A 16,297-nucleotide genomic window follows, 5' to 3' on the forward strand; every position below is an offset into this window, starting at 1 on the left:
TTTCCTTTGTGAACTTTGCGGTTAAACTTTTGCAGTTAAATATTTTACCGCAAAGCTTTATCAACACAAAGCTTTGCGGTCTTTGCGTTTGTATAAAACCTTGCATATAAAAAAACTTTGCGCGCTTTGCGGTTAAACTTTTGCGGTTAAAAACTTATTTTTTAATAAAACGTCTCACCGTTTTGATTCCGTCTTTCTCTACTAAAACCAAGTAGATTCCAGATTTTAAACCAGAAACATCAACACTATTATTGTTTACTTTTTGAATCGAAACAGTATTTCCTCCCTGAGAATCAATAATGCTCACATTTGCACCTGAAACTTCTGTTGAAAAAGTCAGTGAATCTTGTGTAGGATTTGGAAAAACATTCAAACTTGCGATTCCTTCTTCTGCAGTTATTGCTGGCGAAACTGTTTTTGCTGCTAACGCTGATCCAGATTTTGTGATTCGGAACCAGTTTAAATTCACACCAGAAGCTTGGATAAAGATTCCGAAATTGTATGTTCCCGCATTTACGTTTACGGTTTGAGATACCGTTTGCCAATTTTGCCATCCTCCAGTATTTGGAATATTAAGTGCGCCTAACTGAATTGTTCCTGCATTTAAATCAGATGATATTCTGGCGCCGTTTACAGCACTTGCAACTCTGTATTCAATTACATAATTACCTGAAGTTGGGAAATTGATATTGTAATACGCCATCCAATCGTTTGCATCTGCGTAACCTACATTTAATCCTCCTCCGGTATCTGTTGTAGCTTCGGTTTGCACGCCACTCATTGTTGAGTAGTTTTCTGCCTGAATCAAAGTTCCTGTTCCTGGAGGATTACTTCCGGTAATAACCTGATTTACGGCAGTTAATAATGATTTTGCGCCAGTAGCATCTTGTGATAATTCCCAAATCATAACTCCGCCAGCATTTTGAACTGCAAAAGTTGTTTTGGCTTTAATTGTTGGAATTCCGTTATAATAAATTGTGTTTCCAACTTGGTCTAAATTTTCAGCTCCGGGATATTGTGCTACGATATTCGCATAAGAAATTCCCTGATTTGCCGAAGCTCCAAATCCATATCCGTAAAACGGAAGACCAATAATAGCTTTACTTGCCGGTAATCCTCTTCCTGTCCAGTAATTAAACTGATTTACAGCCATACTATACGGAGAATGTTGTCCCGGACTTCCCGGAGCCCAAGGTCCTGTTGCATCATAAGCCATAATATTAATCCAGTCATAAGCTGCAAAAGTCGATGCTGGAACATTTGCTCCTCCATATCCTTCTGAAAGTGCTGCCGAAATCAATTTACCTCCCGAATGTAATTTAGCTGCAAGCGCTATTACAAATCCGCCATAATCACCGTTAATTGCCGGACCTTCAAGATCTACGTCGACACCATCAAAATTATGCGCAACGACATAATCGTATATTTTTTGGATAAAAGCCGTTCTGTTACCACTCGTAATAAGATTAAAATAATTATCGCGAATAGGTCCTCCTTCAGATACTGCGCCTCCACCAAGTGAAACAAATACTTTTACGTTTTGTGCGTGCGCGGCATTAATAATGGTAGTACTTCCTGAATTCCAGGAAAGATATCCGTTTGCATCCGGATTTTCAAAAGCAATATTGATATGCGTTAATTTACTGTACTGAACGCTGCTCGAAAACGCATTCAAGTCTACCCAATTTGGGATGTAAGCTATTACTTTCTTCTGGGCCATTGACAAATTGAAAACTCCCAAAACTAAAATGATCATCCATTTTAGTGGCATTTTTTTGTAATTGTTTTTCATGGTAATTGTTTAATAGATTAATAAAAATTTGTAAATAATGGGGGAAACTTATTGTTAATTGTAGATTTTAGACTTTAGATTTTTTGATTCGAACAACAAATCTGAAATCTAAAGTCTTAAATCTAAAATTTGCTTTAAAACTATTTTTTAATAAAACGCTTAATCGTTTTTGTTCCGTCTTTTTCAAAAACTACCAGATAAACGCCTCTTCTTAAATGCGAAACATCTATACTATTATTCGATAATTTTTGTTTTGAAACAATATTTCCGGTTTGAGAATCTACAATACTGAAATTTCCTCCAGTAACATTTGTCGTTACAAAAAGTGTGTTTTCTACCGGACTTGGATATACATTTAAATCCGTTTCAGCTGGTTCTTCTTCAATTGCAGCCGAAGCCATTTTTGCACTAGAACCTGTTTTTGTAATTTTAATCCAGTTGATATTCATTCCCGTATTCTGAATGTAGATTCCAAAATTGTACGTTCCTGCATTCACATTTACAGTTTGCGAAACCGTTTGCCAGTTTTGCCATCCTCCCGTATTTGGAATATCAACATTGCCCAATACAATTGTTCCTCCGTTTAAATCCGATGATAATCTACCTCCGGCTACAGCACTTGCAACACGATATTCGATTAAATAAGATCCTGTAGTTGGGAAATTAATACTGTTGTAAGCCAACCAATCTCCAGTTTCGGTATAACCAACATTTGAACCTCCGCCAGTATCTGTCGTTGCTTCAACCTGAATTCCGCTCATTGCAGAATAATCTTCGGCCTGAATTAAAACTGAAGTTTGAGAACTTGTTGCCGGAACTAATTTCCATTGTCCGCAAGTTTGGTTGTTATTATCCCATTGCTGCACAACTGCGCCCGAAGCTGTACTTGCTCCGGCAACTTCAACAATTCTACCGCTATGTCTGGCAACAATTTTGTAAAATCCATCTCCTGTAGAAACCAATACAAATTGCTGATTCGTTGTTGCATTGTATAGGTATTGCTCTACATGCGCTCCATTTGCTTTATTGAAATTATTTACGTCAAGAGATTGCCCGCTGTGATTGGCAATAATTTTATATAAACCATCGCCTAAATGTGTCAATGTGAATTTTTGATTGTTTCCTGAGTTTAAAGCACCTTGATTAATTGCTGCGCCATTAGTCAAACTCGCTCCCCAAACATCCATATATAAATTGCTATTTCGGTTTTGTAAAAAGAAAGTTTGATTTCCTAACGTAGTTGTTCCGTTTGCCAAAATTCTGATCGAAGTTACTTTATCATTCCAAGTTGTATTCAAACAAGCATTATCAGAATTAATTACAGTTGAAGCTCCGGTGAAATTATCATCCTGATACAAAATCGCCTGAAATCCTTGTGTAATTTTTAGAGACGAAATATCATCGTTTAAAACTCCTAAAGTATTCAAACGAGCCAAGTTGTAATCTCCAATTGTTAATCCGCCTGAAAATCCTGTATAATTACAATCTTTATAAACCGTAATTACATCCGTTGTAGCTGGCACAGAAGGCACCGTTCCTGCATATCCTCCAAAAGAAGCAATTACTTTAGTTGGCTGTGGCGAATGAAGCGATGGCGATTGATCAGCAACATCATCATAAGCAAATCCATAAGCCAGATTATCAACACTTATTCCTGGCAAATGCCAAAATTTAGAATAATGATTCGTTGGATTCACCTGATAAAATTTCGATGCATCGTACCAATTTTGCTGACCCGGATTTGGCGTTGTTGTATTTACAACATGTCTGTTAATTGCAGCCGTTAATTGCGCCTGAATTACAAGATCCAAATCTCCGTCAACCAATCTTCTGTCCAGAACACCTTTTCCTTCAAGGGCTTCCTGAGTCGAGGGTCTGTTTTGAACACGTCCTGTACGACCAACAAAACCTCCTGATTGTCCAACCATTTCTAATTGTTCACCATTTACTCGGCCTTTAAAAACTCCGGCATCTCCGGCATAAAATATTAAATCTTCATTTTTATATTTATTCCAAATGGCATCAATATAAGACTTCAAATAATTGGCTTGAGGTCCTACAGAAGTTCCTCCAGTTCCATCGGCGAAAGCTGGCGTTTTAGAAGGTGCCGTAATTTCTCCCGTTGCATCATTAACACAACCTTGAAATTCTGCCGGAACATTGGCTTTAAAAGCCGCAACAATATCTGCGTGTTTTTTTAATTCACCCACACGTTTCTGATATCCATTGGCACCAAATAACTCCAATCCCATTGGATATTTATACGAATCAACTCTCGATGGATTTCCGAAGAAACCATATTGATTATTGGTCAATTCGATTATTTCATATAAAATTCCCTGATTTGGATCTGTAGCATTCAACGGATTTGGTGACGTATATCCTGACGGAGCGCCGCTTGCACCAAAAAAGTAGAAATACAACTGTTGTCCTTTGGCAATAAAAACTCTACAACCTGCAATTTGTGGCAACGTAAAAGTCTTATTGGGAATTTCGCTTAATTTGGTAAAACAATTGGCATATTTTGAGTTTTGTCCAGGTCCCGTATTCCCGCCAATTGTTGGTCCTGTAACGGTATTATAAGACGAATTCATTGGCAAAACCTGACTTGTTTTGGCATTAACCCAAACGTGATTTCCTGTATTATAATCAATACCAACGATGGCAACATACAACTCGCTGTCGCTAAATGTCGAAGTATTGCTAATCGTAAACGGTATTGGCCCTTGGGCGTAACTAAAATTAAATAGCAATGCCAACAGCAATGCCGCAAAAATGTTTTTTTGTAATTTAAAATTTCTCATTGTTTAATTGTTTTGGTTAATAAACTCGTTTTTAATTAATTAGTAAGAATGAGAAAATAAGATTAATCCGTTAGGTGTAATTTTAACACATAGAAACATAGATTCTATAGATAAAAAAGGATACAAAAAGAAATACATTTCTTTCACATAGCCAGCTATGCGCTTTTTAATAAAATGAAATGCCTTTTTTCGTAAACAAAATCTATGTTTCTATGTGTTTAAAAAATTACATCTAACAAATTATTTTATAAAAAATTGGGTGTAACTATTAAGGATCATTACACCCAACTGTATTTTGGTTATTGCTTAATCAATTTTTTAGTCCAGCTTTTCTGGTCCGATTTAAAGTTCAGAATATAAATTCCTCTTCTAAGTCTGCTGATATCAATTACACCTTCAGTAGTATTTGCATCAAATTTATTCTGAGATACCAATGTTCCAGCATCGTCATAAATCGTTACGACTTTGTTGTCTAATTTTTCAGGCAATAAAAGCTGAACATAACTACTTGCCGGATTTGGATATATGGCAAAAGTTGTATTTTCTGCTTGAGCTTCTTCAGTAATAGCCGAAGCTTTTTTGGCTGTTGAAGCAGATCCGTAAGCTTCAATTTCGAATAAAGAATATCCGTATGGAGCCAAAGCTTTTGTGGTACATAAAACTCTAATGTATCTTCCGGTTCCGCTTACCGTTAAATCATCTGTTCCTCCGTCGCTTGCCGTTTGAGTGTTTACAGTTTCATTTTCGGTGAAAACATTATCAGTAGAAATCTGCACTTTATATTGAGTTGCAAAAGCTGCTTCCCATTTCAAAACCACACGATTGATGTTGTAATTACTTCCTAAATCAACATAAATCCATTCGCTTGCATTCGCAAAACTACTCGCCCATCTTGTTCCTGCATCTCCATCTGTGGCTTTCGCCGAAGAAAAAGTCGCATTCTCTTCTGTAGAAGCCGTAGCAGTTTTGGCTAAAGCCAAATTGACATTGTTGGTTGGAGGCGTAATATTTCGAACAATAACATCGCTGAAAACTCCTGTTGCCAAAGTTCCGTTTGCATGAGAAGTTACCGCCATTCCCGCATAAATAGTATTTGCCATAGCGATTGTTTTTGGCGCTCCAAGTTGCGTCCACGTAGTTCCATTATCAGAAGTATAAGATGTAAACACGTTTCCTGCTCTTGTAACACGAATCCATTTTGGAGCCGTTCCTGCCACTACTGTAGCAGTTGTAATTCCCGAAACAGCATCTCTTGTTAGAAATTCTAAACCTGCTGCAGCGCTCACATCTGTCATCGCATGTTTTGAAGTAGTAGTTAAAGTTTCACGGAACATAACTCCCGCTTTTGCGTAAGTATTGGTATTTGTAAGTGAATTTACTTTAGCAATAATTTCGGCATCACCCGTAATTGGTTGGTTCACAAACTGAAATTGATCACCTGTATCCCAAATATCATTTCCAGATCCTTTTATAGTGAAAGTTCCGCTGGCGTGAGTTGCTTCTCCTGCTGGAGTAACTGCGCCTAAATCTGTGCTTACCCAAGGAGCTGGCAAAGTTGCCGGAGGATTTTCTGTAGAAACTAAATTTACAGCTCTGATATTATCAAAATAATACGTGTTTCCAGAGCTCGTTCCCGGTTCTAATAAAAAAACAAAACGATTTACTTCGCTGTCTAAAGTCGAAGCATCAGGAGAACTTGCATATGTAAATACAAGTGTATGCCAAGTATTAGTTTGTTTGACAACTGCCTGATAAATACTATGTCTTCCTGTTGGATAATTTGATGGAATCGAAGCGCTGCTTTCTGCCTGCCAGGAAATTATAGATCCAACCGGAGCCGAAGTATAAACATCCATTGCAAACTTTTTAGTGCCTGATTTGAATTCTCCAATATTGTTTAAAGTCGTATTGAATGAAAAATTATCATACAATTCAGTCGATTTTCTAACATATTTTCCAACGTTTGTAGACGTATTTATTCCGCTTGCATTAGGATTTGCCGTGTTTGGCGTATAAGTTCCAATCGCGTCTCTGAAAGTAATATTATGTACCGTTTGATAATCTTCGTACACAACTCCCGGCGTATAAGTATCCGGTAATTTAGTAGAACCAATTCTGATATTATCAAAATAATACGTATCGTTTGTATAAGAACCTGAGTTTGCCAAAATCACCATTTGGTTTACCGCAAGGTTTGAAGTTCCCGCATCTGGACTTGAATTGTAGTAGAAAGTCAGCGTTTCCCATTGATTTTGTTTCGTCGTGATTGCTACATAATTACTGTTTCTTCCTGTTGGATAATTTGCCGGAAGTGATGTTGCGCTGTTTTCTAAATTCAGACTTACAACCGTACCAATTGGCGCCGTCGTATAAACATCAATCATGATTTTATTCGTCTGATTTTTCAATAAACCGGCATCTTCAATCGTACTTTGTGTATTAAAAAAAAGCACATCATATTGTTCCGTTACATTACGAACATATTTCGCCACATTTGCAGAATTATTAACCGAATTAGTTCCAGGATTTGCAACCACAGAATAAGTTCCGGTTGTAGTTCCTTTGATAATTTTATTGATTCCGTCGTAGTTTTGTAAAACATCCGTCGCAATAATTGGTTTTTCAGGCGCAGCTTTTGTCAGCAGATTATCAAAATAATAAGTCGCTCCGGAATTCGAATTAGATTCAAAAAGAAAAACTACATTATTGATCGTCAATGCGCTTGTATTTGGGTCGATTACTTTTTCGAATTCAAATTCAATCGTTTCCCATTTATTCTGAACCGTCGTTGTGGCTTTGTAACCGCTATGTCTTCCTGAAGGAAAATTTGTAGCCGTTGTTACCAGACTATTTTCTAATTGCATCGAAATTTTTGTTCCAACAGGCGCCGAAGTATAAATATCAAAAGAGATTTTCTTTCTGCCATAAACATAATCATTAGCATTGCTGATCACTACATTTTTGATATTTAGAACATCATATAATTCAGAAGCATTACGAACATATTTCCCCACCGAAGCCGATGTATTGATTCCCGTAGCCGACGGATTTGCAACCGCTTCAGTCAAAACCCCCGTTTTAAGACCGTAAACTATATTGCGATTTGTTTGAAAATCTTCGTAAATTCTTTCTACCGGCAAAGGAACTTCAGTAGTTACAGCCAGTTTATAAGTATTTGCAGCACATCCCGAAACTGTAGTCGCTACCGAAACATCTCCCCCAGAAGTTCCCCAGTTTACAGTAATCGCATTTGTGCCTTGTCCTGACGTAATCGTTGCTCCCGCAGGAACTGTCCAGTTGTAAGTTGCTCCTGCAATGCTATTTATAGAATAGGTTTTACCCGTTTCGTTGTTATATACTTTTGCATCGCCCAAAACTCCATAAGTAAAACTTCCGCTGTAAACGCGAACATAATCTACTTGTAGTTTTGCCGGAAAATCAGCTGGAATTGGTTCTACACCAGCGCCATTTACACTTGTATAAGGCGTTCCCGCGCTACCAACAGCCAGATTTAAAATGATATAAAACTGTTGATCGTTAAAAGGCCATCCGCCATTTACAGTCGTATTTGGTGTTGCAGTGTGAAATAAATTGCCGTCAATAAACCATTTTATGATATTTGGTCCCCATTCTACAGCATAAACGTGAAATTCTGTAGACAAATCAGTTGGAGAACTGTAACTTCTTCCTGTAAAATGATAACCTCCGCCATCGTAATGTATTGTTCCATCGATAGATTTTGGGTTTCTGTGTTTGGCTTCCATGATATCAATTTCACCTGTAAAAGGCCAATTTGACGTCCCCGCCGGTAACATCCAGAATGCAGGCCAAGCGCCCATTCCGTTAGACAATTTCATACGAGCTTCGATTCTTCCGTACTTAATCGAATACTTTCCTTCAGTAGTTAATTTTGCCGAAGAATACGGTTGCGCCGGAAATGCAGCATTTGGTTCGTATTTTGCCTGAATATTCAAATAACTATCCGTTCCTTCCTTGACAATCGTTGCCTGATTAGGATCATAACGTTGTGCTTCACCGTTTCCGAAACCACAAAGAGAAGGACAACCGTTTCCTGTAATGCTTTGCCATTTTGTTGCATCTACAGTTGTGCCATTAAATTCATCAGACCAAATTAAAGTGTTGCATTGTGCCTGAAGTTTTAGAAAAGGAGACAACATAATAAGTGTCATTATAAAACACCTCTTTAAAAAATAGTAATTGCTTTTCGGTGGTCGGCCGAAAAAAGGGTCATTTTGTTTCATTTTTTTAGTTTTTTGTTAGTAAAGTTCCATTAACCCAACAAATCCTATATCTCGCAAAGAAATAGCTATTATTGTATTAATAAGATGACAATATTAACAAATAAACCACCTAAAAGGTCAATTTTGGGATACGGTTTGACTACGGTGTTTATAAAAAAATGTAATAAATAGCCCGCAAAACCCGTGAAATCACTTCAGATTTTACTTAATAATAAAAATCGAAATTGAAATGTGCCTTTAGGCACTAAATATTGGTAGAAAACACAATTGAGAATAAATTTGGCGTGCCGTAGGTACGCAACAAAATGACGACTATTGCGTACCTACGGCACGCCAGCGAATGTTAAAATCTAATGGCTACCAACATTTAGTGCCTAAAGGCACATTTCATATTGTCAACCCTGCATTTGTATTAATAACAAAAATCAAAAATTCAAAATAAATTCCGTGATATTTGCCTCAGATGAAAGCTGCAGTTTCTTACGAATGCGATATCTGGTATCTTCAACACCTCTTACAGAAATTCCTAAAAGCGGAGCAATTTCTTTAGTATTAAAATTCATTCGTAAATAAGCACACAATCTCATATCTCGTGGCGTCAATTCTGGGAAACTCGTCTTTAAACGTTGCATGAAATTATCATGAAGCTGATTAAAAATCTCTTCAAACTCGTTCCAATGCTGATCTCCTTTTAATTCGTGATCAATTATTCGGTTGATTTTAGTCAGTAAACTGAAATTTACATTTGGATCATTCTTCTTATCAATTTGCCCAATAAGTTCTTTTATCGAAAGTAAAATTTCATTCAAATGAATAAGATTCACCGTACTTGAAGCAACTTTTGCATTTTTAAGATTGATTGTCGTTTCGAGATTTTCTCTCATGATCGTCATATTTTCCTGTTCCAATGCCAGTTTTTGCTCGTTTAATTCAGCACGATTTCGGAGTAATTCCTTTTCCTGATTCAAGATCAATTGTTCGCGTTCGCGTTCGGCAAGATTTTTTTGATACTTGATAATCGCATAAATCAAAACTCCAAATAGTATTAAATACAATATATAAGCCCAACTTGTGCGATACCACGGCGGCGAAATTTCAAATCTAAAAACGGCTTCTTCGCTTACAACATCATAAATATTTTTTGCCCTTACGTGAAAAACATATTCGTTTTCAGACAAATTCGTGTATTCTTTTTCCGTTTGAAGGCTCCAATCAGACCATTTTGGCTCAAAGCCTTCCAGCCAATATTCGTATTGTGTTGCATCTGCTTCATCATAACAAAGTGACGCAAATGAAAAGTGCAGCGCATTATTCGAATACGATAAAACAGGAGAAAGCTTCTCATTTACAGATTCCGTATTGGTTGGAAGAACATCATACCGACTCGAAAACAACAAACTATCTTTTGGAAAAATACATTTAACCTCAGATATAATTGCTTTGTATTTTGACTGATACTTTTTGTTTTTAATCGCATTATAATGAATCAAACCTTCTTGAGTTCCAAAAAATACATCTCCATTTGTAGTCGTTTGAATATTCTCGAAACCAGGAACATACAAATACCTGAGTTTTCTAAAAGGTAATTCTTCAACCTCAAACTTCCCTCCTACTTTTTGGCTCATTTTTCCAGTATTCTCTCCGGAAATGTACCAGATATTGTTTTGATTATCTGCTTTAAGCAAACGAATATGGCTTTTCAATCCGAGATATTTTTTGAAAAGAGCGTCAGGAATCATTTTCTTCGAATTATAATCTTGTTTGTAAACTCCTTTAGTAGTTCCAAACAAAATCTGATCGTTTATTTTGAAAGTATTCAGAAACAAACTCGACGGAAAACCCGCTTCCTGATTGTAAAAATCGATATTTGAAACGACATCAAATGCGGCATTAAACTTGATTTTATAGATTCCTTTATAGCCGTGAGCAATCCAGATATTTCCATTTTTTTCGGTTATAATAATTCTACTGCTTTCTTCAAAACCTTTTATTTTATGCTGATATACCCACGAATTATTTATGTTTTTTAGCAAATACAAACCATTGTAACCGCCAACAAGCAATAAATCAGGGTGATTCGGAATTAATACTCCTTGCCAAGCTCCATCTGTTTTAGCCAATAATTGCGCTGAATTTCCTTTTATTTCGAAAATTCCATTTTTTTCAAAAGCCAAAAGTGAATTTCCGAAAATGCCAATATTCCACACATTTTCAGACATTCCCGAAATATGTTGAAAACGTACATTTTCATTTTTACCACTTTTATAAGCTTCCCAATCCAACCAAAAAACGCCATTATCTGTAGCTATATAAAGTTTGTTTTGATAAATTAAACTGCAATATATTTTGGTTTCAGCACTTGAAGTATCCAATATTCTTGATAATGGCGACGAAATCTGAATCATCGAAATTCCTTCTTTCAAAGTCACCCATAAATTGCCTGCTGTATCTGTTTTGAGATTCGTGACATAATCATTCTGCAAGCCCATTTGCTTGTTGATATGCTGAATTAAATTCCCCGCACGATCAATGACTATCAATCCGGTTTGGCGCGTTCCAATTCCTAAATATCCATCTGAAAGTTGAATTCCGGTCGAAATCTGATATTGCTTAAACAAATCATCGGCTTCGGTCACAAATGCTTTTAGCTGATTATTTTTATATAGAAAAAGTCCTTTTTTCTGTGTCAGAATTAGCAAACCATCTTTAACTTCAAAAATTTTCCGAATCTTCATTCCGATAAACTGAGCACTATTTGGAATTTCTACCAAAACGTCATTTTTCAATTTCAATAATCCTTTTACATCATCTGAAACATATATCTCTTTATTGACTTCAAAAAACTCATCAAACTTTGAATTCGGACGTATTGTCTTGATTTTATTATTCTTATAAATAAACATTTCTTCATTTGAAAAAAATATCACTTCATTATTTCGAATAACAGTATGCAAAACATCTCCAAAATTCTTAGCCGAATTAGAAGCCAATTTCACTAAAGATGTATATTTATATTGCCCATTTGATAACTGAACCGCATAACCAAAATCACCCTGAGCGCCAACATACATTCGATTATTTTTATCAATGGCAAGCGACCGAACCATACTTCTGTTTTCGGGTTGCGTCACAATATTCCATCGCACGCCGTCAAATTGCATGATTCCAAAATGATTGGCAAAAAACATCATTCCTTTAGAATCTTGTAAAAGATCCCAATTTTCTGAAGCGGCTTTGTAAGTTTTCGGATTGTAATTGGTAATAAAAGGAACTCCAATTTTCTTAATTTGAGCGGTTCCAATTATGGGTACAAAGTATAGGTATAGAATTAAAATTCTAATTATAATTTTCGTCATTTTGCTGCTGAGTGTAGGTTATTTTGTGATGTCGGAGTGCCACAATCTTAAAAACAACTACCGGGGAGAGGTTGCTTTTAAGGCAAAATAAAGTCGGTTATTAAGGCTTTAGAAATTATAATTTGATAACTTAAAGCCATTAAAAAAACGAATCTCTATATTCAAATATATAAAAATTTATTTTAATGCAACAAATTACATTTGAATTAGCGAATTTGATAATGGAGGAAAATTAGATAATGTGGCAATTAGAAAATTAGATAATTTCTCAATGTCAAGCTTTGTCAAAGTTTTAAACTTTGACAAAGCTTATATAGCTACAATCTTGTTATTTCGCGCCAAACCCGACAGGTTTTTAAAACCTGTCGGGTTTACTATGTGTTAATTACTAGCGTAGAATGGATTAAAATCCATCCCTACAATATAATTCGTTCCTTCGGAACTTAAAAAATATGCAACGCAATCGATCTCAACGAAACCTGAAACTTGAAACAAAAATTTAGACCTGAAACAAAAATTTAGACTTGAAACAAAAAATTAAATCAAATCCCATAACTCTTCGTAACTATCAAAAAGTATTGCTCCTTCATTTTCCAGATCTTCGTTGTTATAACCATTTGCAAAACCATAGACTTTAAAACCACCTTTTGTTCCTGATATTACTCCGGCTTTGCTATCTTCTATAACAATGCAATCTTTAACCTCAAAACCCATTTCTTTTGCGGCATGCAGAAAAATTCCGGGATCGGGTTTCCAACTATTAATTTGGTACGAGCTATAGATTTTATTTTCGAATTTATCGAGTAAACCTGCAACTTCAAGATTCAATCTGATTTTATCAACAGGACCGCTGGAAGCTACACAATATGGGATTTCAAGTTTATTTAAGAATTCAACAATACCTTCCATTGGTTTAACCTGCGTTTTGAAGGCTTCGAAACTTCTTTGACGATATTCACTTTCAAAATTATCCGGAAGCTTTTTACCAATTGCATTTTCAATATGTAAAAAACATTCTTTCAAATTACGCCCGTTAAATTCGCGATATGCATCTTCCAGTTTCATTTCGAAACCATATTCGGCACCCATCGAAAGTAAAATTCCGTTACCAATCTTTTCAGTATCAACAAGAACTCCGTCACAATCAAAAATAATACACTTAACTTCCATACTTTTTATTTACAATTTTAAACTATCTGACAACTTTAATCAGATGATTGGAATGTAAATTACAAAAATTAGGATGAAAACTGAACTTCACAAACTTAAAAAAATCCCAAATATTTAATCGTGATTGACCATTTGGCGATAAAGCATCAAAACACCTTTTTCATTTCTTTTCCAGACATTAGTGCTTTTTCCGGTAACAATTGCTTTCCCTTTTTTATTATCCCACGAAACATCTACATAATAATATCCATATTCTAAAACAAATTTACCAAGCGAAATCATTGTACTTGCCCTGATTTGTATAGCGTCAATTGATAGACCGTTTGGCTTTTCGTGTTCCTGAAAATAGGATTTTATGTTATCAATTCCCACCAACATTGGCGTATCATATGTCATATATATGGCATCTTTTTCAAAGAATTCTGTAGCATGTTTTTCGCCATCTCTTTTTTTTACAAGTTCTGCAATGCGTTTATTACGCTTATTTACTTCATCAGAAATGGTTTTAGTTATCGAAAGCTTTGGCATAATAGTGGCTTCTGGCTTTAAAAATGAAAAATTAGATTTATCTACAGCACTATTTGCGCCCCAGATTTCAGAAATAAGTTTGAGATCCTGATTCTTTTCAATTCGCCAAACATTCATATATTTTCCTTCATAAACGAATAAAGTTCCTCCGTTTCTGGTAAAATTATTCGTAAAAGTTCCAATCTCAATTAAGTAATTTTTGATTAACTGAACTTCATAAATATCCCTTTTATAGGTATTGATCGTAACATTTTCGAACCATTGTTCATAATAGGATTTTATGCCGTTTTTTGTATATATCGTCGTATAATATTCCGGCATGCAAGTTGGCTCTTTGTCATCATAATATTTCATGACGACGTAGATATCTTTAGTTACAAAAGCATTCGCCAATTCACTATTTATAGATTTTAGTTTTTCTTTCCATTGTTCCGCATCTTTATTTTTTGGCTCTTGGCCAAAGGATTTTGAGAAAAATAAAAACACGATTACAATCCATAAATAGCTATTTCTCATTTTTCTTGTGGTATTTGAATTGATAAGTTAAATATAATAAATAACTATTTAAAACACTAAAATTCAATAGATTAAATAGGAACACGCAAAATCCACCAAAAATCGACAACAATTTCATTCACAAGCTTTTGGACGTTTTTATACCAATAATGTATTTTTATTAAATAATTGATTTGTATTTTTATAGAGTTATAAAATTCACATTGAACTCAAAACAAAAAACAAATGTCAATATCCTACGAATCACGATATGCGTCAAGTCCGCAAGCTGTAAAACAATACGACACTACACAATTAAGAGCCGAATTTTTAATTGATAATCTAATGAAAAAGGGAGAAATCGCCCTTACTTATTCTCATTATGATCGTTATATTGCAGGTTCAGCAGTTCCGGTTTCGCCTTTGAAATTGGAAACTATTGATCCGCTTAAAGCTTCTTATTTTCTGGAAAGAAGAGAATTAGGAATTATTAATGTTGGTTCAAAAGGTTCGGTTGAAGTTGACGGAACTTCCTATGAATTGGGTCATAAAGACGCACTTTATATTGGAAGCGGAAATAAAGAAGTAATCTTCAAAAGTGATGATTCTGAAAATCCTGCTTTATTTTATCTGAATTCGGCTCCAGCCCACACTCAACATCCAATTAAAAAAGTGAGTTTGGCTGAAGCCAATAAATTACAATTGGGAACGATGGAAACGGCGAATCACAGAACGGTAAACCAAATGATTATTGGCGGAATCGTAACGACTTGTCAATTGCAAATGGGAATGACGGAACTAAAACCTGGAAGTGTTTGGAATACAATGCCGGCGCACGTTCACGATCGTAGAATGGAAGTTTATTTCTATTTGAATATTCCGGAAAATCAGGCTGTTTGTCATTTTATGGGTGAACCTCAGGAAACGAGACACATTTGGATGAACAATCATCAAGCGGTGATTTCTCCGCCTTGGTCAATTCATTCAGGTTCAGGAACTTCAAATTATACTTTTATCTGGGGAATGGCTGGTGAAAACCTTGATTATGGAGATATGGATGTTGCTAAAATCACTGATTTAAGATAAGAATTATGACAAACTTATTTGATATAAAAGGAAAAATCGCCTTAATTACAGGAAGTACACACGGACTTGGATTGGCAATGGCGAAAGGTTTAGGTCAAGCCGGAGCGACAATTATCGTAAACGGAAACTCTTCTCAACAAAAAATTGATGACGCTGTAGCTGAACTTAAAAATGAAGGAATTAATGCAATCGGATATAAATTTAATGTAACCGATGAACAAGATGTTATAACTGCAATTCAGAAGATTGAAAGTGAAGTTGGACCGATTGCAATCCTGATTAACAATGCGGGAATAATCAAAAGAATTCCGCTTATCGAAATGGAAGTTGCCGATTTTAAAGAAGTAATTGATATTGATTTAGTTTCGCCTTTTATAGTTTCAAAACATGTTGCCAAAGGAATGATCGAAAGACGTCAAGGAAAAATAATCAACATTTGTTCGATGATGAGTGAATTGGGTCGAAATACAGTTGGAGCTTATGCTGCTGCAAAAGGCGGACTGAAAATGCTGACCAAAAATATGGCAACGGAATGGGCAAAATATAACGTACAAATCAACGGAATTGGTCCCGGATATTTTGCAACCGAACAAACAAAACCTATTAGAGTTGACGGACATCCGTTTAACGATTTTATTATAAGTAGAACTCCTGCTGCAAAATGGGGCGATCCAAGTGATTTAGCCGGAGCAGCAATATTTTTATCTTCTAAAGCTAGTGATTTTGTAAACGGTCACATTTTGTATGTAGACGGCGGAATTCTCGCTACAATTGGTAAACCTTCTAACGAAAACTAAAACCTCA

At 35.6% G+C, this 16,297-nt stretch carries 8 protein-coding genes; 2 read left to right on the top strand and 6 right to left on the bottom strand.

Features of this window, described 5'->3' with window-relative positions:
• Nucleotides 1–154: 154 nt before the first annotated feature.
• The 6 genes from WN975_RS08285 to WN975_RS08310 form a co-directional block, all read right to left on the bottom strand.
• Nucleotides 155–1,792: a glycosyl hydrolase family 18 protein gene (locus WN975_RS08285; RefSeq protein WP_337966114.1), complete on the bottom strand. Its 1,638-nt coding sequence runs from the start codon at nucleotides 1,790–1,792 to the stop codon at nucleotides 155–157.
• A gap of 140 nt (nucleotides 1,793–1,932) precedes the next feature.
• Nucleotides 1,933–4,596, bottom strand: a complete 2,664-nt coding sequence (locus WN975_RS08290) for a beta-1,3-glucanase family protein (RefSeq protein WP_337966115.1) — start codon at nucleotides 4,594–4,596, stop codon at nucleotides 1,933–1,935.
• 299 nt (nucleotides 4,597–4,895) lie between these two features.
• Nucleotides 4,896–8,786, bottom strand: a complete 3,891-nt coding sequence (locus tag WN975_RS08295) for a family 16 glycosylhydrolase (RefSeq protein WP_337966116.1) — start codon at nucleotides 8,784–8,786, stop codon at nucleotides 4,896–4,898.
• A gap of 497 nt (nucleotides 8,787–9,283) precedes the next feature.
• A complete protein-coding gene (locus tag WN975_RS08300; protein WP_337966117.1) occupies nucleotides 9,284–12,214 on the bottom strand; it encodes a triple tyrosine motif-containing protein in 2,931 nt (976 codons plus the stop codon).
• A gap of 537 nt (nucleotides 12,215–12,751) precedes the next feature.
• Entirely contained in the window at nucleotides 12,752–13,384 is a 633-nt protein-coding gene (locus tag WN975_RS08305) for an HAD family hydrolase (RefSeq protein ID WP_337966118.1), read from the bottom strand.
• Between the two features lie 114 nt (nucleotides 13,385–13,498).
• The gene (locus tag WN975_RS08310) at nucleotides 13,499–14,428 is read right to left on the bottom strand and encodes a hypothetical protein (RefSeq protein ID WP_337966119.1); all 930 of its coding nucleotides are present in this window, start codon (nucleotides 14,426–14,428) and stop codon (nucleotides 13,499–13,501) included.
• Between the two features lie 225 nt (nucleotides 14,429–14,653).
• Between WN975_RS08310 and kduI the strand changes: the two genes are divergently transcribed.
• Both kduI and WN975_RS08320 read left to right on the top strand, forming a co-directional pair.
• Complete coding sequence (gene kduI / locus WN975_RS08315) at nucleotides 14,654–15,493, top strand: 5-dehydro-4-deoxy-D-glucuronate isomerase (protein ID WP_337966120.1); 840 nt, start codon at nucleotides 14,654–14,656, stop codon at nucleotides 15,491–15,493.
• A 5-nt stretch (nucleotides 15,494–15,498) separates the two neighbouring features.
• The gene (locus WN975_RS08320) at nucleotides 15,499–16,290 is read left to right on the top strand and encodes a gluconate 5-dehydrogenase (protein ID WP_337966121.1); all 792 of its coding nucleotides are present in this window, start codon (nucleotides 15,499–15,501) and stop codon (nucleotides 16,288–16,290) included.
• The last annotated feature ends 7 nt before the right edge of the window (nucleotides 16,291–16,297 follow it).

Origin of the sequence: uncultured Flavobacterium sp. (assembly GCF_951805225.1) — a bacterium.
Lineage (GTDB): Bacteria > Bacteroidota > Bacteroidia > Flavobacteriales > Flavobacteriaceae > Flavobacterium.